At 63.9% G+C, this 24,737-nt stretch carries 20 protein-coding genes and 2 pseudogenes; 8 read left to right on the top strand and 14 right to left on the bottom strand.

All coding sequences use genetic code 11. The annotated features are described in order from the left end of the window. Nucleotides 1–39 precede the first annotated feature (39 nt). The 6 genes from AC066S_RS17550 to AC066S_RS17525 are packed head-to-tail and all read left to right on the top strand — an operon-like array spanning nt 40 to nt 5,638. Nucleotides 40–1,125 carry a LacI family DNA-binding transcriptional regulator gene (locus AC066S_RS17550; protein ID WP_135169715.1) on the top strand — a complete coding sequence of 362 codons (1,086 nt, stop codon included), beginning with the start codon at nt 40–42 and terminating at the stop codon, nt 1,123–1,125. Between the two features lie 3 nt (nt 1,126–1,128). After that, nucleotides 1,129–1,497, top strand: a complete 369-nt coding sequence (locus AC066S_RS17545) for a tautomerase family protein (RefSeq protein ID WP_126255495.1) — start codon at nt 1,129–1,131, stop codon at nt 1,495–1,497. A gap of 14 nt (nt 1,498–1,511) precedes the next feature. After that, nucleotides 1,512–2,654, top strand: coding sequence for an acyl-CoA dehydrogenase family protein (locus tag AC066S_RS17540; RefSeq protein ID WP_135169716.1), 1,143 nt, complete (start codon nt 1,512–1,514; stop codon nt 2,652–2,654). Between the two features lie 16 nt (nt 2,655–2,670). Then, on the top strand, nt 2,671–4,254 hold the full coding sequence (locus tag AC066S_RS17535; RefSeq protein ID WP_478270232.1) for an acyl CoA:acetate/3-ketoacid CoA transferase: 1,584 nt from the start codon (nt 2,671–2,673) through the stop codon (nt 4,252–4,254). 10 nt (nt 4,255–4,264) lie between these two features. After that, entirely contained in the window at nt 4,265–4,747 is a 483-nt protein-coding gene (locus AC066S_RS17530; RefSeq protein ID WP_135169718.1) for a MaoC family dehydratase, read from the top strand. 54 nt (nt 4,748–4,801) lie between these two features. Further along, nucleotides 4,802–5,638, top strand: coding sequence for an ABC transporter substrate-binding protein (locus AC066S_RS17525; RefSeq protein ID WP_135169719.1), 837 nt, complete (start codon nt 4,802–4,804; stop codon nt 5,636–5,638). A 194-nt stretch (nt 5,639–5,832) separates the two neighbouring features. On the opposite strand, the pseudogene AC066S_RS17520 reads toward AC066S_RS17525, so the two are convergent. Next, nucleotides 5,833–6,006: pseudogene (locus AC066S_RS17520) on the bottom strand (Rieske (2Fe-2S) protein); the annotation flags it as partial. A 270-nt stretch (nt 6,007–6,276) separates the two neighbouring features. Between AC066S_RS17520 and AC066S_RS17515 the strand changes: the two are divergent. Beyond that, nucleotides 6,277–7,176 carry a LysR substrate-binding domain-containing protein gene (locus tag AC066S_RS17515; RefSeq protein ID WP_126255490.1) on the top strand — a complete coding sequence of 300 codons (900 nt, stop codon included), beginning with the start codon at nt 6,277–6,279 and terminating at the stop codon, nt 7,174–7,176. A 9-nt stretch (nt 7,177–7,185) separates the two neighbouring features. On the opposite strand, the gene AC066S_RS17510 is transcribed toward AC066S_RS17515, so the two are convergent. The 10 genes from AC066S_RS17510 to AC066S_RS17465 form a co-directional block, all read right to left on the bottom strand. After that, complete coding sequence (locus AC066S_RS17510; protein ID WP_478270231.1) at nt 7,186–8,676, bottom strand: amidase; 1,491 nt, start codon at nt 8,674–8,676, stop codon at nt 7,186–7,188. A gap of 16 nt (nt 8,677–8,692) precedes the next feature. Next, a complete protein-coding gene (locus AC066S_RS17505; RefSeq protein ID WP_126255488.1) occupies nt 8,693–9,490 on the bottom strand; it encodes an FAD binding domain-containing protein in 798 nt (265 codons plus the stop codon). 11 nt (nt 9,491–9,501) lie between these two features. Continuing rightward, a complete protein-coding gene (locus AC066S_RS17500; protein WP_135169721.1) occupies nt 9,502–11,889 on the bottom strand; it encodes a xanthine dehydrogenase family protein molybdopterin-binding subunit in 2,388 nt (795 codons plus the stop codon). 2 nt (nt 11,890–11,891) lie between these two features. Next, the gene (locus AC066S_RS17495; protein WP_209311856.1) at nt 11,892–12,383 is read right to left on the bottom strand and encodes a (2Fe-2S)-binding protein; all 492 of its coding nucleotides are present in this window, start codon (nt 12,381–12,383) and stop codon (nt 11,892–11,894) included. A gap of 21 nt (nt 12,384–12,404) precedes the next feature. Then, complete coding sequence (locus AC066S_RS17490) at nt 12,405–13,511, bottom strand: ABC transporter ATP-binding protein (protein ID WP_135169723.1); 1,107 nt, start codon at nt 13,509–13,511, stop codon at nt 12,405–12,407. A 2-nt stretch (nt 13,512–13,513) separates the two neighbouring features. Continuing rightward, entirely contained in the window at nt 13,514–14,419 is a 906-nt protein-coding gene (locus AC066S_RS17485; RefSeq protein WP_135169724.1) for an ABC transporter permease, read from the bottom strand. Then, the gene (locus tag AC066S_RS17480; protein ID WP_135169725.1) at nt 14,416–15,294 is read right to left on the bottom strand and encodes an ABC transporter permease; all 879 of its coding nucleotides are present in this window, start codon (nt 15,292–15,294) and stop codon (nt 14,416–14,418) included. Before AC066S_RS17480 ends, AC066S_RS17485 begins: the two co-directional genes overlap by 4 nt. An 83-nt stretch (nt 15,295–15,377) precedes the next feature. Then, nucleotides 15,378–16,727: an ABC transporter substrate-binding protein gene (locus tag AC066S_RS17475; protein WP_135169726.1), complete on the bottom strand. Its 1,350-nt coding sequence runs from the start codon at nt 16,725–16,727 to the stop codon at nt 15,378–15,380. 349 nt (nt 16,728–17,076) lie between these two features. After that, complete coding sequence (locus AC066S_RS17470; RefSeq protein WP_235885102.1) at nt 17,077–17,394, bottom strand: hypothetical protein; 318 nt, start codon at nt 17,392–17,394, stop codon at nt 17,077–17,079. A gap of 645 nt (nt 17,395–18,039) precedes the next feature. Beyond that, nucleotides 18,040–19,266: an aminotransferase class III-fold pyridoxal phosphate-dependent enzyme gene (locus AC066S_RS17465; protein WP_135169728.1), complete on the bottom strand. Its 1,227-nt coding sequence runs from the start codon at nt 19,264–19,266 to the stop codon at nt 18,040–18,042. A gap of 271 nt (nt 19,267–19,537) precedes the next feature. Between AC066S_RS17465 and AC066S_RS17460 the strand changes: the two are divergent. After that, nucleotides 19,538–20,242: pseudogene (locus AC066S_RS17460) on the top strand (GntR family transcriptional regulator); the annotation flags it as partial. Between the two features lie 109 nt (nt 20,243–20,351). On the opposite strand, the gene AC066S_RS17455 reads toward AC066S_RS17460, so the two are convergent. The 3 genes from AC066S_RS17455 to AC066S_RS17445 all read right to left on the bottom strand — a co-directional run bounded on the left by AC066S_RS17455 (nt 20,352) and on the right by AC066S_RS17445 (nt 24,710). Further along, a complete protein-coding gene (locus AC066S_RS17455; protein WP_135169729.1) occupies nt 20,352–22,028 on the bottom strand; it encodes a N,N-dimethylformamidase beta subunit family domain-containing protein in 1,677 nt (558 codons plus the stop codon). Nucleotides 22,029–22,108: 80 nt separating this feature from the next. After that, a complete protein-coding gene (locus tag AC066S_RS17450) occupies nt 22,109–24,370 on the bottom strand; it encodes a N,N-dimethylformamidase beta subunit family domain-containing protein (RefSeq protein ID WP_135169730.1) in 2,262 nt (753 codons plus the stop codon). Further along, nucleotides 24,360–24,710: a N,N-dimethylformamidase alpha subunit family protein gene (locus AC066S_RS17445; protein ID WP_135169731.1), complete on the bottom strand. Its 351-nt coding sequence runs from the start codon at nt 24,708–24,710 to the stop codon at nt 24,360–24,362. The genes AC066S_RS17450 and AC066S_RS17445 overlap by 11 nt, the downstream gene beginning before the upstream one ends. Nucleotides 24,711–24,737: the final 27 nt, after the last annotated feature.

Below are 24,737 nucleotides of genomic sequence, written 5' to 3'. Positions count from 1 at the left end.
AGCGTTTCTGCAATCGTTTGCAGTTTATCGGCGGGTTGGATGAGCGTCACGCTCAAAGATGTGGCACAGGCGGCCCGTGTTTCAGTCAGCACCGCTTCGCGAGCGCTAACGGGAACCGGCCTGACCAGCGATCGTACGCAGCAGCGCCTGGTGCGCATCGCGCGCGAGCTCGGCTATCGGCCGAACCCGATCGCACGCGGCCTCAAGACCGGGCAGTCGCGGCTCGTGGCTCTTCTCGTCCACAATCTCACCAATGCCTCGTTCCAGGTGATGGCCGAAGTGGTGCAGGCACGCCTGAAGGCGCTGGGTTATCAGATGCTCCTGTGCATCGGCGGCGACGACCCGCAGCAGGAGAGCGACACCCTCACCACGCTGGTCGACCACCGCATCGACGGGCTGATCGTGGTGCCCACGGGCAAAAATGGCGCGCAGCTCAAGACACTTGCGAAGGACGTGCCCATCGTCTGCCTGGTGCGGCGCGATGACGCGACCGATCTCGAGACTGTGCTCGCCGACGATCCGCAGGGCGCTTATCTGGGCACGCGTCACCTGATCGAGCTCGGGCACAAGCGCATCGGGCTAATCGTCGGCCGCCAGGACACGACGTCCGGCCGCGAACGGTTGTCCGGCTATGTCCGCGCCCTGCGTGAGGCCGGCATCGCCAGGGACGACACATTGATTCATGCCGGCCACTACGTGCCCGAGACCGGCGCGACGAGCGCCCGCAAGCTGCTCGACCTTTCCCGCCCGCCGAGCGCGATCTTCGTCGCCAATCACGAAGCGACGCTCGGCGTGCTGCGCGTCACCGCGGAACGGAACATCGCCATTCCCGATGATCTCTCGCTGCTCTGCTACGAGGACATGCCGTGGTTCGAATGGCATCGCCCGGCCATCAGCATCGTCGACAACGGCGCACGGGACCTTGCCAATCTCGCCGTCGACCGGCTGCTGCATCGCATGGACGCCAAAGGCAATGGCAGTGAGGGTGTTCGCGAATATCGCGTCGGCGCCCGGCTGATCAAGCGCGACTCTTGCCGTCAGGTCGACACTCCGGCCCCTGCGAGATCGACGAAGTCCAAATCGTCTTCATCGAAAACATCTGCGGCCAAATCCGCGAAGGTCTGATCGATGCCCTACGTCGAAGTGCTCGCCCCGCAAGTTCCCTCCCAGCGCAAGGCGGCGCTGGCGCGGTCCGTGACCGACGGCCTGATGTCGGCCTTCGGCGTCACCGCTGATACGGTCACGCTCTATTTCCTGCCCATTGCGCCTGATGACTACGCCCACGCCGGCACGTTCGGCGCTCAGGCCACCGGCCAGCGCATCCTGCTCAAGGTCCACGCTTTCCGCCGCAGTGAAGCCGAGCGGCGCGCGGCCGCCATCGCGCTGACCCGCGGCGTGTGCAGCGCCTATGGCGTGCCGGGCGACGACGTCGCGGTCTATTTCCTCGACCGCGACCGCAGCGAAGTCTCCCACGATTCCAAGCTCGCCAGCGACTGACGGGAGGCGCACCCATGGACCGCTTCTACAGCCAAGACCAGAAAGCCCTGCGCGAGACCGCCCGGCGCTTCGCCGAAGCGGAGATCCTGCCCCGCGCCGCAGCGATCGACCGCGAGGACCGCTTCGATCGCACCCTCTACAAGGGCATGGCCGATCTCGGCCTGTTCGGCATCTGTCTGCGCGAAGCCGCGGGCGGCGCCGGTCTCGATACGGTTGCTGCCTGCATCGCGATGGAGGAGCTGGCGCGCTGCTCCGGCGCAGTCGCCAACGCCTTCGCGATCCCCGTCGAGGCCGTGCTGTTCTTCGATCATCATGGCACCGACGCGCATAAGGCGCTGATCCCGAAGATCCTGAGCGGCGACATCATTCCCGCCACCGCGGTCTCCGAACCCGACCACGGCTCCGACGTCGCGGGCATCCGCACCAACGCTGTGCGCGAGGGCGATGGCTGGCGGCTCAACGGCACCAAGGCCTGGGTGACTCTCGGCGGCGTCGCCGATCGCATCATGGTGTTTGCGCGCACCAGCGCGGATGCTGGCCAACGCGCCATCTCCTGTCTTCTCGTGGACGGCACCCTGCCCGGCATCGCCCGCGGCAAGAACGAGGAGCTGCTCGGCATGCATGGCCTCGACGACTGCCAGATCACGTTCTCCGACGTGCGGCTGCCGGCCAACAGCGTGATGGGTCCGGAGAACCAGGCCTTCAAGATGGCCATGAGCAATTTCAACTTCAGCCGGCTGATGATGGCCTCGATGGCGCTCGGCATGGCGCAGGCTGCGTTCGAGGATGCCACCGCATACGCAAAGGACCGCAAGCAGTTCGGCCAGGCCATCATCGGCTTCCAGGCGGTGCAGTTCATGCTCGCGGACATGTCGACCGACATCGCCGCCGCGCGCCTCTTGATCCACCACGCCGCGCGCCTGCACGATGCCGGCGAGCCGATCGCCAAGGAGGCGGCGCAGGCAAAGCTGTTTACCACCGACATGGCGATGAAGCACGTCTCCAACGCGCTGCAAATCCACGGCGGCAACGGCTATTCGCGCGAGTACCGCATCGAGCGCATCTTCCGCGATGTCCGCCTCGCCCAGATCTACGAGGGTACCAACCAGATCCAGCGCTTGATCATCGCCCGCCAGGTCGAGAAGGAGGCCGCGTGATGCGGGAAGCGCACTCATGCTGAGCATCATCACTGCGGCAGAGGCCGCCGGTCTCATCCGCGACACCGATACGCTGATCGTCGGCGGCAATGGCGGCACGGGCGCTGCCGAAGCCATCCTCGACGCGCTGGAACGGCGTTTTCTCGGCGGCCAGGGCCCGCACAATCTGACGCTGATCAACATCACCGGTGTCGGCGCCGTGACCGAGAAGGGTCTCTGTCACCTGGCTCATGAAGGCCTGATCGCGCGCGTGATCGGCGGCAATTTCGGCCTCCAGGTGCCGTTCATGCGCCTCGTTCGTGACGAGCTGATCGACGCCTACAATTTCCCGCAAGGCGTGATGAGTCAGCTCTGCCGCGCCATGGCCGCCAAGCATCCCGGCGTGCTCACCCATGTCGGCCTCAACACCTACATGGACCCGCGCCAGGATGGCGGGCGCATGAACAAGCGCACCACCGCGCCGCTCGTCGACCTGCTCGAGCTGCACGGCCAGTCCTGGCTGCTCTACCGTGTCCCTGGTCCGCCTGACGTTGCCATCATCCGCGGCACCTCCGCAGATGAAGATGGTTACATCAGCATGGAGCACGAGGGCACCACGCGCGAGGATCTCTCGATCGCGCAAGCCGTGCACAATGCCGGCGGCACCGTGATCTGCCAGGTCAAGCGCATCGTGAAGCGCGGCTCGATCCATCCGCAGATGGTGAAGATCCCTGGCTTCCTGATCGACCACGTCGTGCTCGAGCCCGAGCAGATGCAGACCTACGGCACGATTTACGATCCCGCGCGCTGCGGCGAGACGCGCGTGCCGGAGGCGATGATCACGCCCGATCCGCTGACCGAACGGCGGGTGATCGCCCGCCGCGCTGCCTTCGAGCTGCGTCCCCGCGACGTCGTCAATCTCGGTGTCGGCATTTCCGCGATGATCCCCAATGTCGCGGCCGAGGAAGGCATCTCCGACCTGATCACGCTGACGGTGGAGTCCGGTGTGGTCGGCGGCGTGCCCGGTCACGCCCGGGAGTTCGGCACAGCGATCAATCCGCGCGTCATCCTCGATCAGGCTTATCAGTTCGACTTCTACGATGGCGGCGGACTGTCCTGCGCCTTCCTCTCCTTCGCCGAGGTCGACGAGGCGGGCAACGTCAACGTCACCCGCTTCGGCGAGCGCCGCGACGGCTCCGGCGGCTTCATCGACATCACGCAGAACGCCAAGCGCCTGATCTTCAGCGGCACCATGACCGGCGGAAAGTTCGACATCGGCGTCGAGAACGGTCGCCTCGCGATCCGGCGCGACGGTGCTTTCCGCAAGTTCGTTTCGCAGGTCGGCCAGATCAGCTTCAGTGCGTCACTCGCTGCGCAGCGCGGCCAGCAGGTGAGCTACGTGACCGAGCGCGCCGTGTTCGAGCTCGAGAACGGCAGCGTGACGCTCACCGAGATCGCGCCGGGCGTTCGGCTGGAAGAGGATATCCTCGCCCATATGGGCTTCAGGCCGCGCATCAGCCCGCAATTGAAGGACATGGACCCGCGCATCTACCGCTCCGGGCCGATGGGGATCGCGCAAAGTTTCAAAGCGCTGCCAGCGCGACCGCGCAAGGTCGCCTGAGGACATACCCATGGACGCCTCCGCATCGACCAATCTCCGCTATGAGGACATCGCGCTCGGCGCGGAGTTCGAGACCGCCGTGCACACAGTGACGGAAGCCGACATCGCGGCCTTTGCCGACGTCACACGCGATCACCACCCGCTTCACGTCGATTCAGCCTACGCGAGGTCGCGTGGCTTTCCCGCCGTGATCGGCCATGGCCTGTTCGGGCTGTCGCTGATGGAAGGGCTGAAGTCGGAGCTGAAGCTGTACGAGGAGACCTCGGTGGCCTCGCTCGGCTGGGACGAGGTGAAGTTCAGAGGTCCCATCCTCGCCGGCGATACCGTGCGTGTCCGTTTCCGCTTCGTCGAGAAACACCGGACCAAAAATCCCGCGCGCGGCATCGTCGTCGAGACGCTCGATCTCCTTAACCAGCGCGACGAGGTGGTGACCGCGGCCCGCCACGTTTCGCTGATACTGACCCGGCAAGCCGACGCGACGGCCGCCACATGACGAGACAATGAAGAATCGGACCGGTGCCACCCACGATTTGATCGGAGTATTCAGATGCGATTTCCAAAGATCTTCTCCGCGCTCGCTCTTCTGGTCGGCCTGACCCAGGCGGCCGGCGCCCAGACCTGCACGCCGAAAGTGCCGGCATCGAGCCTGATCGAGGCGCCGAAATGGCAGATGTCGATCAACCCGACGCTGCCGCCGCAGCAATTCGTCGACGACAAGGGCGAGCTGCAGGGGCTCAATGTCGAACTTGCCAGGGAGATCGCCAAGCGCATCTGCGTCGAACCGGTGTTCCTCCGCATGGACTTCCCGCCGATGATCCCGGCACTCCGCTCCGGCCGCTTCGATGCCATCAACACCGGCCTGTTCTGGACGGAGGAGCGTTCCAAGATGCTTTACCTTGTGCCTTACGCGCAGCAAGCGATCAGCATCTACACCGATCCATCCTCCAGCCTGAAGCTGGAGAAGTTCGAGGATCTCGCCGGCCGCGTCGTGGGCGTGGAATCGGCGACCTACACCGAGCGCAAGGCCCGCGAATTCAGCACCGCGATGGAAGCCAGGGGCCTCAAGCCGGTCGAGCTGCGCACCTTCGCCACGGTGACCGCGACCTCGGCGGCGCTGCGTGCCGGCCAGCTCGAAGCCGCGCTCAACATCAACGAGACCGCCAACTCGCTGGAGCAGAAGGGCATCGCAAAGATCTGGGTTCGCGACATCGCCGGCACCGACATCACCTTCGCCTTCCGCGACAAGCTGCTCGCCCAGGCCGTCGCCGACGCACTAACCGCGATCCGCGCCGACGGCACCTATGACAGGCTGTTCGACAAGTTCGGCATGACCAGGCTGAAGGCCACCATCTTTGCCATCCGCGGCGACGGGCCGACAAACTAGGAGCACACAACTCGGTCATCAACCACGCTGGATCAAAACCGCGAAAACAACCCCATGCAAAGCAGAATGCCCTTGTTTCAAAAGGCAAATTTCTGAAGACAAATTGCGTAATTCATCCCTTTGCCTCGTCGGGCAAAGCAGCGGCATGATGTCATCATTGGGCTGTGTGCCGCCCCCTCATCAATCCCGACCTGCTATGTCGTGATGCGCACCGGATAGAGCCGCAACGGTGGGCTCGGCCAGCCCGAGCTGATCGGCCCATCGCGCAAATCGAATGATGCCGCATGGCGTGGACAGAACCGCCGTCCCGCCGCAACATGCCCTCGGCCAAGATCCGCCTGTTCGTGAGGGCATGCGCGTTCGCATGCGGTGTCCTCGCCAGGCGCTAAGGCGTGATGGGATCAGATTTGATTTGCTCCAAGGCAGGTGCGCTCCCTCTCCCGCTTGCGGGAGAGGGTCGGGGAGAGGGCTTTATCCTCAAAGGGACAATCCCCAAGAGGAGAAAGCCCTCTCCCGGCGCTCCGCGCCGACCTCTCCCGCAAGCGGGAGAGGTGAACGACCCGCGGCAGTCGATTTAACCTAAACCAATTCCGCGCTAGCATGGAAATTGCATAAATTCTGGGCGAAACGGGCGCCTCATGAACCTTATCAGTCTCGACATCCGCATGCTTCGGTCGTTGATCTCGGTCGTCGAGACCGGCAGCATCACGGAGACGGCACGCCGGCTGGGCCGCACCCAGCCGGCAATCACCCTGCAGCTACAGCGCCTGGAGGAACTGACAGCCAAGCAGCTCTTCCTGCACGGGGGACGTCGGCTGACGCTGACCGAGGATGGCTCCATGGTTCTGACCTACGCCAAATCCATCCTGCGGTTGCATGACGAATTGATCTCGCAACTCGCGTCGCAGGAGATCGAGGGTCAGGTCGTGCTTGGCACGCCTGACCTCTATGCAGCGTTCATGCTGCCGTCGATTCTGAGCGTGTTCCGCAAGTCCTTTCCGCGCATCCAGGTCGAACTCAACTGTGCGTTGTCCACCCCTCTGGTCGGCCTGGTAAAACGCGGCGATGTCGACATCGCCCTTGTCACCCGCATGAACGATTTCACCGGTGGACAGGTGGTGCGGCGCGAACAGCTCGTCTGGATGACCGGCGAGCAATCTGCTGCGTATCAGGAGAGGCCCATCCCGCTCGCCCTGCTACCACCGGGCAACATCTATCGCGACTATGCGATCGATACTTTGGAGCGCGCGAACCTGCGCTGGCGCATCGCCTGCGTCAGCGAAAGCGTGGGCGGATTGCAGGCTGCCGCCTTTGCCGGTATGGCCGTGACCGTGCTCGGCCGTAGCGCGCTGGTGCCGGCGATGCGAGAGATCGGCCTTAACGAAGGCCTGCCGCCGCTGCCGAAGGTCGAACTGCTGCTCTACAAGTCCAGCGGCGCGACCTCGAAGGCGGCCACAGCGCTGCACGACTATCTCGCGCACTATTTGCGCCTCGACGAAGAGCTCAGTGGACGCGGTGTTCCGATCGAGCTCTCTTGAGCGCGCAGCTTACGTTTTCGCCCGCGCGCGTCCCTCCTCCCGCAGCGCCAGCGGCGGCCAGAACTTGGCCCAGGGTTGCGCCTGCTCGAAGGCGGCCGCGATGCGGAAGATCGTGGGTTCGTCGAGCCAGGGCGCAACGATCTGAAGGCCGATCGGCATTCCATCGCGGTCGAAGCCGCAGGGCAGCGTCGCCGCCGGAAGACCGGCGAGATTGATCGGCCAGGTGAATGGCGACCAGCCGAGATGCGGATCGACCTTGCTGCCGTCGACCGTGCCGACCCCGATCCGGCCGGCCTCGAACGCGGTCACCGCGACCGTCGGTGTCACCAGCGCATCGATACGTTCGAACAGCTTTACGAACGCATTGCGCGCCTGGCCGCGCCGGTAGCCGGCTTCGATATAATCCGTGCCGCTATAGTGCCGTCCGGCTGTGACGACGTCACGGTAGTCAGCCTCCGAGCTTGCGAGATCGGCCGTGGACTTGGTCGCCACTGCCGCCGCCTGTTCGGTGAAGGCAATCGGCTTTAGCGTATGCTCCAGAATGCCGGGATCGAGGCCCGGCCCATCCATGGTGACCTGCGCGCCACAGGCGTCGAGAACGGCGAGCGCCTTGCCAAACGCCGCACGCACGTCGGGACTGACAGCGGCGTAGCCGAGATCGACGCTGGCGCCAATGCGGATGCCGTTGAGTGATGCAGCGTTGGTATCGAAGCGACGCGCGGACACAGGCAGGCTCGCGGGATCGCGCAGATCGTAACCGGCGATGATCTCCAGCGTCAGCGCCGCATCCGCGACCGTACGCGTGATCGGACCGGTGTGTGCAAGCGAGGCCCAGGACGGCGGCGAGAAGCCGGGCGAGCGCGGCACGAGACCGAACGTCGGCTTGAGCCCGAACACACCGCAGAAGGACGAGGGTACACGGATCGAGCCGACGCCGTCGGTACCGATTGCGATCGGGCCGCAGCCAGCCGCCACGGCTGCCGCCGCGCCGCCGCTCGATCCACCGCTGGTGCGGCCGGGATTCCAGGGGTTTCGCGTCGTGCCAGTGACCGGGCTGTCGGCCGTCAGCTTGTAGCCGGACTCGCAGGTCGTGGTCTTGCAGGTGATGATCGCGCCGGAGGCCTTCAGCGCAGAGACCACAGCGGCATCGGCATCGGGCACGAAGCTCTTGTTCATGGGCGAGCCGCCATAGGCCGGCACGCCCGCGACGAAGACGAGATCCTTGATCGTGACAGGCACACCGGCGAGCGGTCCCTTGGCCTCGCCTGCACGCATCTGCTTGGTGAGACGATCGGCCTCCGCCCTCGCCTGATCATACATCGGCGTCACCACCGCGTTGTAGGCCTCGTTGGTCGCCTCCAGCGCGGCAATGGTGTCGTCGATCACATCGCGCGGCGTGAACGCCTTGCGCCGGTAGCCGGCCATGATCTCGGTTGCAGAAAGTGCTCCAAGGCCAGTCGGCGCCGGCGGGAAGGCCGTTCGGCCGGAACTATCAGTCATCATCAACCCTGAAGAGCTAGCTGAGCGCCGCGTCAACGGCGCGCTTGGCCATGACCGTGACGAGATGCGCACGGTAGTCGGCTTCGGCATGGATATCGGAGGTGAGACCGTCGGTGTCGATCTTGATCGCTGCGATGGCCGAGGGATCGAAATTGGACGACAGCGCGGCTTCCATCGGCGGCACGCGAAAAACGCCTGGACCGGCGCCGGTCACGGCGACGCGGACACCATCGGCGAATTTGGCGACGAACACGCCGACCAGCGCATAGCGGGAGGCCGGCGCCTTGAATTTGGCGTAGCCTGCCTTGAGCGGCACCGGGAAGCGGATCGCCGTGATGATCTCGCCCGGTTGAAGTGCCGTCTCGAACAGCCCAAGAAAGAACTTGTCGGCCGCGATCTCGCGCATGCTGGTGACGATGGTGGCACCGAGACCGAGCACGCCGGCGGGATAGTCCGCCGCTGGATCGTTGTTGGCGACGGAGCCACCGATGGTACCGCGGCTGCGCACTGCGGGATCGCCGATCATGGACGCGAGCGCCGCCAGCCCGGGGGTTTTCGTCTGCACCAACTTCGAGGCCGCCACCACAGCATGCGGCGTCATCGCACCAATAGTGATTGTAGCGCCATCGTCGGTGATTCCCTTGAGGCTTCCAAGCTTCGACAGATCTACCAGCGCGACGGGGCTCGCCAGCCGCTGCTTCAGCGTCGGGATCAGCGTCATGCCGCCAGCGACGAGCTTGCTGTCCTCGATCGAGGTCAGCAGCCTGGCCGCATCGGGAATCTGGTCAGGCTGATGATAGGCAAACGGTTTCATTGCAGTCCTCCCTATTCCGCGGCGACCGGCAGCGACGCGTTCTGCAGCAGGCGCCAGATCCGGTTCGGAGTCGCCGGCATGTCGACATGGGTGACGCCGAGATGCGACAGTGCGTCGACCACGGCATTGATGACGGCCGCGGGCGAGCCGATGGTGCCGACCTCGCCGCAGCCCTTCACGCCCATCGGGGTATGCGTGCACAGGGTGGAATGGGTCGCCACCTTCATCATCGGCAGATGATCGGCGCGCGGCATGCAGTAGTCCATCAGCGAGCCCGACAGGAGTTGGCCCGATCCTTCGTCATAGACCGCATTCTCGAACAGCGCCTGGCCGACGCCCTGCACGATACCGCCGTGCAACTGCCCTTCGACGATCATCGGGTTGATCACCGTGCCGACGTCGTCCACCGCAGTATAGTTGACCAGCGTCACCGTGCCCGTCTCCGGATCGACCTCGACCTCGGCGATGTGGCAGCCGCCGGGATAGGTGAAGTTGACGGGATCGTAGTAGGCCTGCTCCTCCAGCCCCGGCTCCAGCACTTCGAGCGGATAGTTGTGGGGGACGTAGGCCGCGCCTGCGATCTCCTCGAAGCTCTTGCTGCGGTCCGTGCCCGCAACCGAGAACTTTCCAGCCTCGAACTGGATGTCGACTTCGGCCGCCTCGAGCAGATGGGCGGCGATCTTCTTGCCCTTGGCGATCACCTTGTCGGTTGCCTTCGATAGGGCCGCGCCGCCGACCACGAGGGAGCGCGAGCCATAGGTGCCCATGCCGAACTGCACCCGGTCGGTATCGCCGAACACGATGTCGACGTTCTCGAAGGCGACGCCGAGTTTTTCCGAGACGATCTGCGCGAAGGTCGTCTCATGGCCCTGGCCATGATTGTGGGTGCCGATCATCACCGTGACCTGGCCGGTCGGATGCACGCGCACCGTGGCGCTCTCGTAGAGGCCGCCGCGCGCGCCTAACCGGCCCGCGAAGCGCGAGGGCGCAAGGCCGCAGGCCTCGACATAGGTGGAATAGCCGAGCCCCCGGAACTTGCCCTTGCTGGCCGAGGCCGCCTTGCGCACGCCGAAATTCTTGACATCGGCCGCCACCAGCGCGCCGTCGAGGCAGCCCATGGGATCGCCGGAATCGTACTGCACCAACACCGGCGTCTGATACGGATAGGCTTCCTTCGGGATCATGTTGCGGCGGCGGATCTCGACGCGGTCGATGCCCATCTCGCTGGCCGCGACGTCCACGATGCGCTCCAGCACGAAGGTCGCCTCGGGCCGGCCCGCGCCGCGATAAGCGTCGACCGGCACGGTGTTGGTGAAGACCACCTTCACGTTGCAGTAGATCGCTGGCGTGGTGTAGACGCCGCCAAGAAGCGGCCCATAGAGATTGGTCGGGATGTTCGGTCCGAAGGTCGAGAGATAGCCGCCCATATTGGCGAGCGTGTTGACGCGGAAGGCGAGGAATTTTCCGGTCTCATCCAGCGCTAGCTCGGCCTCAGTGACGTGGTCGCGGCCGTGACGGTCGGAAACGTAGCCCTCCGAGCGGCTCGCCACCCATTTCACCGGCCGTCTCACGCGCTTGGCGGCCCATGTGATCACGGCCTCCTCGCCGTAATGGAACTGCTTGACGCCGAACCCGCCGCCGACATCGGGCGCCACCACCCGCAGCTTGTGCTGCGGAATGTTCAGCACCAGCGCGCCCATCAGGAAGCGCACCACGTGCGGAAACTGGCTGGTGGTCCACAGCGTGAATCGATCGGTGCCCGGCTCGTATTCGGCAATGGCCGCGCGCGGCTCCATGGGATTGCCGATCAGGCGGTTGTTGACGAGACTGAGCTTGGCGACATGCGCAGCCTTCTTGAACGCGGTCTCGACCGCGGCCTTGTCGCCGAGCTCCCAGTCGCAACAGATGTTGTTCGGAACATCGTCGAAAAGCTGCGGCGCATTCGGCCTGACAGCCTCGAGCAGGCCGACCACTGAGGGCAACACCTCGTAGTCGATCTTCAACAGCTCGGCCCCGACATTCGCCTGCTCCGGCGTCTCGGCGACGACGAAGGCCACCATGTCGCCGACGAAGCGCACCTTGCCCTGCGCCAGCATCGGGAACGGCGGCTCCTTCATCGGAACACCCTTGGCGTCCGAGATGCCCCAACCGCAGGGTAACGAGCCGAGCCCGTCGGCCTTGACGTCCTCTCCGGTCAGCACGGCGATGACGCCGGGCGCAGCCAGCGCCGCGCTCTTGTCGACACCACGCAGGACCGCATGCCCGTGCGGCGAGCGCACGAACACGCCTGCGGCCATGCCGGGGCGCTTGATGTCGGAGACGTAGTTGCCGCGGCCAGTGAGAAAGCGCTGGTCCTCTTTCCGCTTCGGCGCGGCGCCAATGCCGATCACATTGCCCATGGTCACTCTCCCTTGGCGGCGTTCATGGCGGCAGCGCCGGCCATCACGGAAACCACGATGTTCTGGTAGCCGGTGCAGCGGCAGATGTTGCCTTCGAGCCCGTGACGGACGTCGGCCTCGGTCAAATCAGGCTTCTCGGCAGCCAGCGCTACCGCCGTCATCAGCATGCCCGGCGTACAGAAGCCGCATTGCAGGCCGTGATGCTCGCGAAACGCCTCCTGCATCGGATGCATCAGGTTCGAGCCCGGCGCGCCTTGCAGGCCTTCGATGGTCAGCAGCGTCGCGCCGTCGAGCGCGGGCGCCAGCAGCGTGCAGCTCTTCACTGGCAGGCCGTCGAGATGCACCACGCAGGCGCCACATTGGCTGGTGTCGCAGCCGATATGGGTGCCGGTCAGGTTGAGCTGCTCGCGCAGCAGCTCGGCGACGAGCGTCGCCGGTGCGACATCCACGGTGGTGGGGCGGCCGTTGAGGGTAAAGGATATCTGCACGGTCATACTCCTGTGCGCGACGGGTCTTCAGGCGAGTGGCAACGCGCTGCCGGTGGCCCATGTGGCCATCACGACATCGCCTACGGCGAAGGGATCTGCGAAGAAGGTCTTTTCCGGCACGTAGGCGACGAACTCGTCGTCCGGCACCGTGTCGAGCATGACCTTGACGAAATAGCCCTGGTATTCGATCGCGAGCACGCGGCTTGGCAGAGAGGTTGTGCAACCCGGAGGCAAGTCTCTGCCGGGCCGGACCAGCGCGACGTCGTCGCGGCGCACCGCGATATCGACCTTGTCGCCGACGCTGACGGCCGAGCGTGGCCGCAACGGCACCTCGATGCCGTCAGGTGCGGCCCGCGCGAGCGTGAAGCTTGCGCCGTTGACCTTCTCGACGCGGCCCGACAACACGTTCTGCCCGCCCATGAACTCGGCGACATAGCGATCGTGCGGATGCGCGTAGACCTCGCGCGCCGGGCCCGCCTGCTTGATCTTGCCCTGCTCCATCACCACGACGAGGTCGGCCAGCGCAATCGCCTCGAGCTGGGTATGGGTGACGTGGATGAAGGTGATGCCGAGCTCCTGCTGCATCCGCCGCAGCTCCTGGCGCATCTGGACGCGGAGCTGCTCGTCGAGCGCGGACAGCGGCTCGTCGAGCAGCAGCACGCGCGGCTCGGTGATCGCGGCCCGTGCCAGTGCCACACGCTGCTGCTGGCCGCCGGAAAGCTGGGCCGGCAAGCGGTCGGCGAACTGCGTCAGGCGGACCTTCTCGATCATGGCATCCGCTGCGCGCAGCCGATCGGACTTGGACTGGCCGCGCACGCGAAGTGCAAAGGCGATGTTCTCCCGCACGGTCAGATGCGGGAACAGCGCGTAAGACTGAAACATCATCGCCGTGCGCCGTTGCACCGGCGCGAGCCCGACGACGTTCTGGCCGCCGATCACGATCTCGCCGGCGGACGGGTCGTCATGGCCTGCGATCATGCGCAGGATCGTGGTCTTGCCACAGCCGGACGGGCCGATGAAGCAGCAATAGGCGCCGTCCGCGATCTTCAGATTGACGCCGTCGACCACGTAGGTCGCGCCGTCAAAGCTCTTGCAGACGCCCGCCAGTTCGATATCGCCGCGATCGCTCTTCATTCCTAACCCTTTGTCGCGCTGCCGCGCCTTTTCTGGATCAGCACGATGGTACCGAGGCTCGCACCGATGACGACGAAGGAGACGATGGTGGTCACCGTGCCGAGCGCGTAGAGCGAGGGCGAGGTCACGTTCAGCGTCATGCTCCAAATTTCCAGCGGCAGCGTGTTCAGCGAGCCTGCCGTCTGCAGGCTGCGCGCAAACTCGTCGTAGGACAGCGTGAAGCCGAACAGCGCAACCGCGACGAGGCCGGGCGCCAGCACCGGGATCATCACCAACCGGATCGACTGCCAGCGGCTGGCGCCGAGATCGTAGGCCGCCTCCTCCCAGACATGGTTGAAGCGCGACATCACCGCGAACATCACGAGCACGCCGAACGGCAGCGTCCAGGAGAGCTGGGCGCCAAGTGCCGAGGTGTACCAGCTTGCGTTCAGCCCGAGGGCCTGAAACAGGAGACCCGTGCCGAGGCCGAGCACGAGACCTGGCGCGACGAGGCTGCCGATCATCATGTAGAAAACAAAGGTGTCGCCGCGAAAGCGCTTGCGGAAGCCGAGGCCAGCGAGGAACGAGACCACGACGGTGATGATGGTGACGATGATTGCAAGCTTGATCGAGCGGTCGAACGAGCCCTTGACGTCGCCGGTTCGCACCTGAGTGAAGAGATCGACGAACCAGTGCAGCGAGTGGCCCTTCATCGGGAAGACGAGACCGCCGCGGATATCCTGGAACGAGAGGATGTAGATGCAGAACATCGGGCCGTAGAGCGCGATCACGTATGCAGCGAACAGCGTCGCCAGCACGTAGAAGGTCCAGGGACGGCCGCCCTTGCTGGGCGCGATCGCCTTGGTCGTCGCGGGCGCGACCGTCTTGGACATGTTGCCTTTCGGCATGTCGGCGAGAACCGCGCTCATCGCGTAATCTCCTGCCTGATGTCGACGGTGCGCAGGATCAGCGAGACGATCGCGACCAGCACCAGCGTCAGCAGCACGGCACTCGCCGCCGCGGTCGGATATTGCAGCACGCCGACGTCCTCGTAGAAGGCACTGACCACCGAGGCCGAGCCACCGCCGGACATCACTTTCACCACGAAGAAATCGCCCATCACGATCGAGACCACGAAGATGGTACCGAGCGCGATGCCGCTCTTGGACATCGGCACCACGATCAGGCGCATGATGTCGAAACGGCTGGCGCCGGCGTCGATCGCGGCCTCGATCAGCTTCTTGTCGATCCGCGCCATGGAATTGAAGATCGGCACGACCATGAAGATCGTGAGCTGGTGGACATAGGCGATCACCACGGCGAGATCGGAGAAAAGCAACACCTCCAGCGGCTGACGGATCACGCCCATTCCAAGCAGCGCCTGGTTGATCAGGCCTTCCTTGCCCAGGAGCGGAATCCAGGAAATCATCCGGATGATGTTCGAGGTCCAGAACGGCACTGTGCACAAGAGGAACAGGCCGATCGCGAGCAGCTGGTTACGGACGTGGAACACCAGGAAGTAGGCGACGAAAAAGCCAATGATCAACGTGAAGATCCAGGTCAGGACCGTGAACTTGATCGTCGCCAGATACAGCTTCAGCGTCAGCGCCGAATGCAGGACCTCGACGTAGCTTGCCAGCGTGAAGCCCGGTGTCAGCCCGCCAAAGCCGTCGGTGGCGAAGAAGCTCGCCGCCAGCACCACCAGGATCGGCGCCACGAAGAACGGCACGAGCACCAGGACAAGCGGCGCGACATAGAGCCAGCCGGCGAGATTTGCGCGTGGCGGAGTTTGACTGGACTGCATAGCGGCAAACGCCTCGAAGTCGGTCTTCTCGCACCGGCGCGTGACCGCGCCGGTGCATCGCTTCAGGTCAGGGAAAGCAGATTTCAGGCCACCTTGAAGTCGTTCCAGCGCTTGTTCATGTACGCCGCCTCGTCCATCAGCGTGTTCCAGCAGGAGATGTTCTTGACGCGATCGAGGAATGAGCCGCCGTCACGCTTGGTGCCGGCCTTCTCCATCGCGACACCGTAGGGATCGTTGACAACCTCGGGCGCGGGCTGGCCCTCGTACCAGAACGCCCATTCCGCTGGCGTCAGGAATTTCTTCGCGGTCGAGGGCACCGGGCTGTAATAGCCGTAGCGCGCGACGAAGCCGCCCTGCCAGCCCGAGAGATACCAGTTGAGGTATTCATAGGCCGCGTCGAGCTTCTTGCCGGACAGATGCTTCATCAGGCCCATGCCGTTGCACCAGCCGCGATAGCCTTCCTTGCCGTTCTTGACGTTCACAGGCGCGTAGACGCAGGGGATTTCCTTGACGCGGACGGCCGCAACCGCCGGCGACCACATCGACTGGATGACCACTTCCCCCGCAGCCATGAGCTGCACCGACTGGTCGAAGGTGGTCCAGGTCGCACGGAACTGGCCCTGCTTCTTCAGCTCGATCAGCTTGTTGCAGGTGAAGTCGATCTCCTCCTTGGTCATGTTGCCCTTGTTGCCGTACTTGATCAGTCCGGCACTTTCGAAGCAGAGCGCGGCGTCCATGATGCCGATCGCGGGCACGTCGAGGATCGCGGCCTTGCCCTTGAACTTGGGATCGATCAGGTCCTTCCACTCGGTCACCTCGTGGCCGACCAGGTCGGGACGATAGCCGATGGAATCGGCGTTGTAGACCTGCGGCAGGAAGGTCGCCCACTCGGTGACGCCGTCGTGCAGATCGGTGGAATCGGGCTTGGCGATGTACATGGCCTCATAGGGCGAGATGCCCTGGCGCGGGATCTTGTGGCCATCGATCTCGCCCTTGGTGAAGATCGGCAGGATGTTGTCGAACTCCTTGATCTTCTTGACCTCGATGCCCTGGATCACGCCGCGCTTGGCGGCGAGCTTGGCTTGCCAGCCCTCGAGATCGGCGATGTCGACCGTATTAGGCTGGCTTATGAAGCGGTTGATGGCCGCGGAGGTGTCGAGGTTCTGCATCGTCACCTTGAAGCCGAGATCCTTGGCGGCCTGGTCGCCGATCGCCTTCACCACCGAGTAGGAGACGCCGACATGGCGCAGCTCGATATCCTTGATCTCCTGCGCCCAGATGGTCGGGAAACCGCGGATCACGTCCGATCCTGCTGCTGCGCCTACAACGGCCGCCGCACCCTTCAACAGCGTGCGCCGGCTCGGCCTTTTCGCAGATCTCGCTTCCGTTCCCGCCGGATCGGAAGTGGATGTCTCCTTGATGCTGTCAGACATGGCAACCCTCATTGGTTACGATGAACGCTCGCCCCGATCGCCATTGACCGGCTGCGGATGTGATCAGTTGTGCGTGAGGCTAAGGGCGCGATTTTGCGAAGTAAAATTGGAAGTGGAAATTTGCGACATAAACGAGACTAATGGTCTGATCGAATGCATCTTGCTTCAGCACAGCGCATAAGACGGCGGCAGTGTCGTGCTCGCCAGCGCTCCAAAAGCAATACGTCGCGTCGATATTGGGACCGGAGGCGAAGATCGGGACTTTCGGATTCTTAGTACACGTACTCGTGCCGCGAGAGCCCACGCGCACGCAGCTCCCGCGTCCGCCACATTAGCCGGCCCCCCGCTTTCACGAACGCGCAGAATCAGACCTGCGATACCAGCCCGACACGATGGCCTGATCCGACCGCAGCACCCAGCAGGTACGCAGGTTTGCTGCGGAAATCGCCGCCCCCCACTGCATCGTCGCCGCGCGGAGCTGGCGGATGCCGAGCGCGGCCGCGAGGTGCGACGCCTCGCTGCGGTCATCACCATACGACGCGAAGCCGTCGAGCTCACGCGGATCGATCCCGGCATCCTCGCAAGCGGCGAGGATCGCCTTGAGAGCACGGTTTCGCCGCTCGCAGTCTTTGTTGGCGACAGCTACTACGATCCCCAGAACACGCAACGTGTGCCCGCATACGTGCGTGCGGATCTGGGAGCATCGTATACTTTCGCCAACATGTGGTCGGGTAAGCCGATCGTGATTCGCGGGCGGATCGTCAATTTGTTCGGCGCCAATTATCTCACGAATGTTCCCGGCGCAGGCGGCGGAACATCGATCGGCGCACCGAGAGCATACATGGTCTCCACGACCTTCAACTTTTAGTATCCTCTTACGGAGGCTTGGCGAAACAGTTGGCGGGGCGCGCGCACCGACAAGCTGACAACTGCCGTGAATCGCCCGGCGCCCCCTGGCGCGAGCTCATCGTGCCATGCGCGTTTCAACGCCGGGATCCGGGCGTGGGGTCGCCATCTGACGGCCAGTGAGGCCTCACTCACACAACGAACCATTGAGGCGTCGCGCGATGCACTTTTTATCGCGGCCAGTCCGTTGGACTGAAAAAAGACCGTTTGAAAAATAAGATGCTCAAACGGTGTCGTCGGCCAGGGCATTGATATGGTGGGCGCACCAGGGCTCGAACCTGGGACCCGCCGATTAAGAGATAGCGACGGGTCAAGAACAATCAATCACTTACTGGTCGCACCACTCGGCTTATCCGACCAAACATGAGCATTCGTCGCACCATCATAGTTTTCGCACCACGTGACATCAAAGTGCCGCCACGCTTGCGAAGCCGTGCTCCGCTGCCTCGAGAGCCACGGCGATGTCGGCCTCGGTATGGGCGGCGCAAAGGAACATGTTGTGCTTGGGATGGAAGTAGACACCCCTTGCAAGCATCGCGCTGCAAAAGGCCGAACCTTTCCGATAGTCCGGGTCCCCTTCAAACAAAAGGGTCGGCATTTGCACAGGCCCCGACTGACGGATTGAAAGACCGAACTGGCGGGAACGCGTCTCGAGACCATCACGCAGCGTTTGCCCGAGCTGCGCAAGGCGGGCCGGAACATCGTCCCTGCGCACGATCTTCAACGTCGCGACGGCAGCAGCCATGGCGACGGCGCCGGCCCAGAATGACCCCGTGACAAAGACCTGACTCGCGGCGCGGCGCAGCCAATCGGCTCCGGTGACGGCCGCCAGGGCATGACCATTGGCGATCGCCTTGCTCCAAGCGGACAAATCGGGCCGAACACCAAGGCCTTCCCAGCTACCCGCGGCATTCAGGCGGAAGCCGGCGCGAACTTCGTCGATAAGCAGCGCGGCCCCCTTGCTGTCACAGATGCGACGCGCCGCACGGGCGAACTCTACGGTTGGAAGTTCCTGATCGGACCCGAGATCGTGGCGGAACGCCGAAATCAGAATTCCGGCAAGATCATCACCCGCCTCCTTGGCCGCCGCATCAAGGCTCTCGACGTCGTTGAATGTGAAGTATGCGAGATGGGCGCGATCCTCCGCAGTCACACCGAGAAGGGACGGTGAGCACCACGGTACGGCACCATGATAGGCGCCCTTGGCGACGAGGATCTTTCGTCGACCTGTTGCAGCCCTCGCGATCGTGACGCACGTCGTCGTCGCATCGGTGCCGTTCTTCTGAAACTGCGTCCAATCGGCATGTCCCACCATATCGACGACAAGCTCGGCCAACTCGACCATGACTTCGGCCGGACCATTGAGGCAGTCGCCGTCGCGCCGCTGACGCTCGGCGGCTTCCTCCACCTCGGGATGGTGGTGGCCGAGCAGGTTGGGACCCCAGCTGCACATGAAGTCCACGTAGCGGTGACCATCAACATCCCAGAGCACGCCGCCTTCGCCACGGCTGAAGAACTGCGGATACGCCTCCGGCAACTTGGCCGCGTGGAGATGTCCCCACATCCCGCCTGGCACGACCTTCTCGGCCCGCGCCCGCAGGGCGGCATCCCTTGTCCTGATCAATTCCGGCATGCCTTCTCCTCTCCTGTTTTGATATATCATATATTATTCTCTCGGCTACAAGGGAATTGTTGCTGCCCAGGCCGTAGACCTCGTGGGCGGCACCGATCCCGGAGCTGACGAATTTGGGTTTTCAGGAGGCGGCGAGCCTTGAGGGGCTCCGTCGCAGAAGAAGCGCAGACGGTCAGTGCGCAACCACGACATCCTATATTATATACGAAATGGATTCGAACCCGGGTCGGCGCTGATGGCCGAAACGGCCCAGACCTTTCGGGGACCGAGCATGGTTGACGTTGAACAGAGACATGGCGAGGGCGGCGTGGGCCCGGTCGCGCGCGACAGCCTGACAAGCCTGGTCTACAACAATCTGCGCCAGGCGCTGATGGAAGGCCGGTTCTGGCCCGGCCATCGCTTCAAGATCCGCGACCTTGCTGCGACCATGAACGTTTCCGAGACGCCCATTCGCGAAGCCCTGATGCAGCTCGTGCGCGGCCGCGCGCTCGAGATGCAGGCGGGACGCTCGATCATGGTCGCCCACATGACGGCCAAGCAGTATATCGAGCTCAGGACCGTCAGGCTGTTTCTCGAGGGACTTGCCGCCGAGCACGCCACCACGCGCATCTCGGACGCCGATATCGACAGGATGGAGGCCACTCACCGCGAGCTGATCAGCGCGGAAAAGGAGCACAGATGGTCCGACGCCGTTCGCGCCAACTGGCAATTCCACCGCGGTCTCTATGATGGATCGGGGCTTCCCGAAGTGCTCGCCATCCTCGACGATATCTGGATGCGGAACGGCCCCTTGTTGAATTTCCATTACCCGCACGCCCCCCCGACCTATCCAAACGAGCACCAGCACCTGTCCGTTCTCAAGAATCTGCGGCAGCGCCGGCCGGACAAGGTTCGCGAGTCGATCCAGGCGGACATGATGGAGGGCGGCCAGAATCTCGTCCGGTTGCTGGAAAAGCATGGCGGCACGCGCTTCATGACTCCCGAGACGGCCGTTGACGACGACGTCGAGATCGAAGCGATGAAGACGCGCACTGCACCACCTGCCAAGGCAGCACGCGCGAAATCCAGGCGTCGCTGAGAGCTGCTCACGCGGAACGGGCCGCAGTGAAGCGATCGAGGATGTTGCGGGTGATCCGCTGCGTGAACGGATCGCCGCGCTTCAGCCCCATCACCCATTCGCAAGTCGCAGCTGTCAGCACCTCGCCCTTGCCGCGGGTCATGTGCACCATCATGCCGGAGCCGTATTTGTAGCGGGCCAGACCGTGGGGCGTAACCTCGCCGGTGATGCACTCCACCAGGCCTTCGTGGTCGCTACTGCGTACGTAGTAGCGGAAGCCCTCACCCTGCGGCTCGTCTTCGGCCAGGACGGCTGGCGCCATCGCCAGGATCTGAATGGTCTCGGGCTGCCCCTCGACCGGGACCGGAAAAGGAAGACCGTTGCGGAACGTGTAGTCCAGCCCGTCGACCTCGTAGGCGAAGATGTGCTGCTTGTCACCGAAGATGTCGGCATAGTGCAGTCCTGTGCCGGCAAATGCCCAATGTTCGGGGCGATAGACCGTAAAGCCTCGTTGGCCGTTCGGCGCGAAGCCACCCCAGGACGCGTAGAGGCCGTGCGCACCGTTCACGCCGACCGTCGAGGCGCCGGGCCAACGGACGTTGCGATCTTCCCAGGCAGACGTCATCAGGCGCGCGCGGTCCGTGCCGACGATCGGATCCTTGTGGGTGGCTTTGAACTTGTAGCAGACTTGGCGCTTGCCATCGTCCTCGAGCCGGATCTGCCACAGGAAATTCGCGCCAAAGCGCGCGAGCCGCCCGCCGCCCTCCACATAGCGCTCCATCGCCTCGCGCATCTCCCATGTCCAGTACTCGTCATGGCCGATGATGGTGACGCAAGGGTAGGCGTCGAGCAGCTCGGGCCTGTAGTGAAGATCGGTCTGGGTGATCATGTCGAGGGCGTAGCCTTCCTTCTGCGCCCAGAGCACGAAATGCCGGTCGTACTGGGCCCAGCCCGCTGCCGCGTAATATTGGCCAAAGCCGTTGGAGAACGCCCACTCCTTCATCTGATAGCGTGGCGCGTCACCCATCTCGGGCGCGGGATCGGCGCAGATGCGCGGCGCACCGGGCGGCAGCCAGACCACGCCGCGCGTCCATGGCCGCTGCAGCGACAAAACCGGCGACGGCTCGTCCCTGTCAGGACCTTCGACGCCGAAATAGTGATTGGCACCGCCAAAATCGTTGTAGGCGGTCCAGGTGCCCGTCGGCAGGATCATCAGGATCTTCGCGCGCCGCGTTTTCTCCGTCGGGCGCACGACGAAGAAATGATGCTGGATGAAGCGGGCCCCGTTCGCTCGCTCGCACGACGAGACCACACGATAAAAGCCCGAGCGCAGATCCGGCGGCAACGTCCAGCGATGAGCGACGGGCCAGTTGCAGCCATTGCGATAGGCATCGGATGGCGTAGCCGCGAACACGCCGTCAAGCGCATCGACCTCATGCACCATCTCGGGCTCGAGACCGTCGCGATAGATCTGCAGCCGCCAGGCCTTTGCGGTCGCGGAGGAGCGAAAGACGACTTCGTCTCCCGGGTCGTAAGACATCGCATCGGTATAGGTGTAGACTTCCGCGACGGAGGGATCGCCACGCGGAGCCTCATACCAGGGCTGGCTGGCCCAGTGCTCGTCCGCATGCATCGGGCGCGCCTTGCGGGGAGCGACGTTGACCGATCCCAATTCCGGGGGGTGAAACTCAGGCTTGTCCGACATGACAGCCTCCCTGGTTCGAGAAGCCATCTCTGGCGACGAGATGGCGATCTTGCATGTTGGGCCGAAATCGAGGCCGCAGTCTAGGTTTTGGCAGGTATGATGAACGGCCTTGGATCGAGAAACCGATTCACGACGTTCAACGTGATGGTGCTGATGTTGTTGTCGTAGTTGTTGTGACCCAACGACATGCCGTAGGTGATCGATCCGGTCGCAAAGACGGCGCCGCCATGGGCGGTCTCGAAGAACACCATGTCAGCGCGCACCAGCGCATTCTGCGTGCCGTCGAGTCCGTCGACCACGGTGCGGAACTCCTCCGGCGTGGGCAGCGCGCCCGCACCCAATCCTTCGGACGTTGCGATCCGCAACGCATGCGGCGGCGTTCCGAGCTCGAGATCGTACCGGTCGACCTCGCTGCCGACCGCACCATTGTAGCGAAACCCAAAATCACCGAACTTCTCGTGACGGCCCGTGCCCTCGAAGATGAACGCGACGCGCGCATCCTCGCTTTCGGCGGTACGCAGATAATAGCCGCAGGTATCGTTGATCATGGCCGAGAACCCGACGCCGACCAGCTTTTGCGGCGCAAAGCCCGAATGCCGCCACAGCGAGCCCGGCTCGCCGGTGCCGGCAAGATGCACTTCGCCGGGCTCCGATTCCCAGGTGCGCGTTCCTGCCATGCCGCGGCGAACCTCCAGCGCGGCAGGCGCGGCCGGGTGAAAGCCGCAGCGCCAGTAGAATGCATTGCCTCCCATCGAGATGTGCCGCCCTCCGGCGTTCTGATACGCCATGATCGCGTTCATCATGTTGAAGCTGTAATATTCGGGGTGGGTCGGCGTCATCATGACTCGGTAAGGAGCGAGCGCCCGCGCTCCTTCCCGGTCAAGCTCGACATCCGTGATCAGATCGTAGGCGATCCCCTTCTCCTCGAGCCAGTCGAGGATATGTGTGTCGTTGATCAAATTGAACCAATAGCCGCGCGGACGCATGTTGAGGACCGGCCGCAGCCAAGAGCTGTACGCTCGTCCCGAGCCGTCGACATGGCAATCATAGGTCGACTGGCCGATCTCCGGGTTCTCCTGCATGAAGACGTCGTCTTGCGGCAACCACAGAACGTGCTCCATCAGAGTCTCGAAGTGAACCTGATAGAGACGCAACGCGCTATTGGCATAAGCCAGATATGTCGCGATCGAAGCGACCACGACCAGATCCGCCCGCCGGGACGCCTTGCCGGGCGTCACGAAGAAGGTGACGTAGCTTTCGCAGTCCCGGTCTGGATTGTCGCCTGCCGAGGTCAGCCGGAGCGCGTAGACGCCTGATCGCCAGTGGGCTGGCACATCGAGCGTGCAGGTTGTCTGCCATTCGCAATCGTAGATATCGTCGCTGTGGAAATGAATCGCCGCATATTCCTGCGGCGACAGCCGCCAGTCGTGAACGGATCCAGACCATTGAAAGCCGGTCACGCCCCTGCGGGGCAGCTGGCGGAGGCTACCGTGCAGGCCGTTCGGTGAAATATCCTTGATCGACAGTGACGAGATTCCGTTCGAGAAATCCCAGAAGGCGACAAGCCCGGCATCGCTTACCCCCGTCCGCAGCCGGCCGTCGAATACCCGCAGCGCCTCTGCGTCCAACGGACACGAGAAGACACGCGGAGCTTCGATCTTGCCGTCGAAGTGCGAGGTATATTGGCGATCACCATTCGCATGATGGGCCGCGATCAGGAACGGCAGGCCGGAATCGAGCGCAGGCGCTTGCGGCAGGGCGAACGATTTCGAATGGGCAGCGGCCGGCCGAACGCCGTCTGCCGGAACAATCAGCGACAAGGAGGCCGATCCCCGCGCAAGGTCAAGCGCGCACGATACGAATGCCCAGACGCGCGGGCGCAGCTTGACGTCGAGGGCAAAACGCGCCGGCGTACCGTTCACCTGGCCCAGCACCAGGAGCAGATACCCCTCCTCGTCGAGCTCTAGCGCATAGCCGCGCGCCGAGCGCTCGCACCAACTTCCCAACACGGCCTTGGCATTGTCCGCGATCCGCGTCGGATACACGTAGGCTCCGAAACACCAGTGCCCGCCGGTCGGGACCAGTGCACCGTCGTGGTCGACGACGGCGTTGGATCCCGGCCGGATCGATTGGTCGAGGCAGGCATGCTCACCGTCAATGGGGCTCGTCATGACCTCATATTTGAAGCCTGGGCCGTTGGTATCGACATCGCCGCAGCGCAGCCTGAGCACCTCGACCTTCACGCCCGGCCGCTTGCTGCTCAGCTGGAATCTGACGGCCTCGCCGGCCGGGACGCTGATACGATCCGGATAGCCGAGATACTCGTTGGTCTTATAGATCACCGGAAATCTCCGCAGGCAGCGTCGTTCCCGTCATTTCCTGCCAACGCAGCTTGAAGACATGCCACTCCGCTTCAACGAGAGAGGTGAAGACGCGATCATCGACGAAAGGCATCCGATCCCCCCGACGGTTGGGGATGCGCGACAGCCGCCAGGCCTTGCCAGGTTCGAGCACGATCAGGACAAGCCGCCCTTCCGGCTTGCCCCATCGCATCCGCGCCAGCAGCTTGCGAAGTTCTGGGCTATGCACGCCGAGCGGACTTGCGCGGAACTCCTCGACGAGATCGAGCCTTCGGGGATCGATCACGTAGCGCAGCGCGCCGGGGTCACTGGTGTGATCCATGGCCGGTCCTCACTTACAAGCGCGAGA

The organism is Bradyrhizobium sp. CFUWI (assembly GCF_056429085.1).
This window is presented reverse-complemented; position numbering and strand designations above follow the sequence as displayed.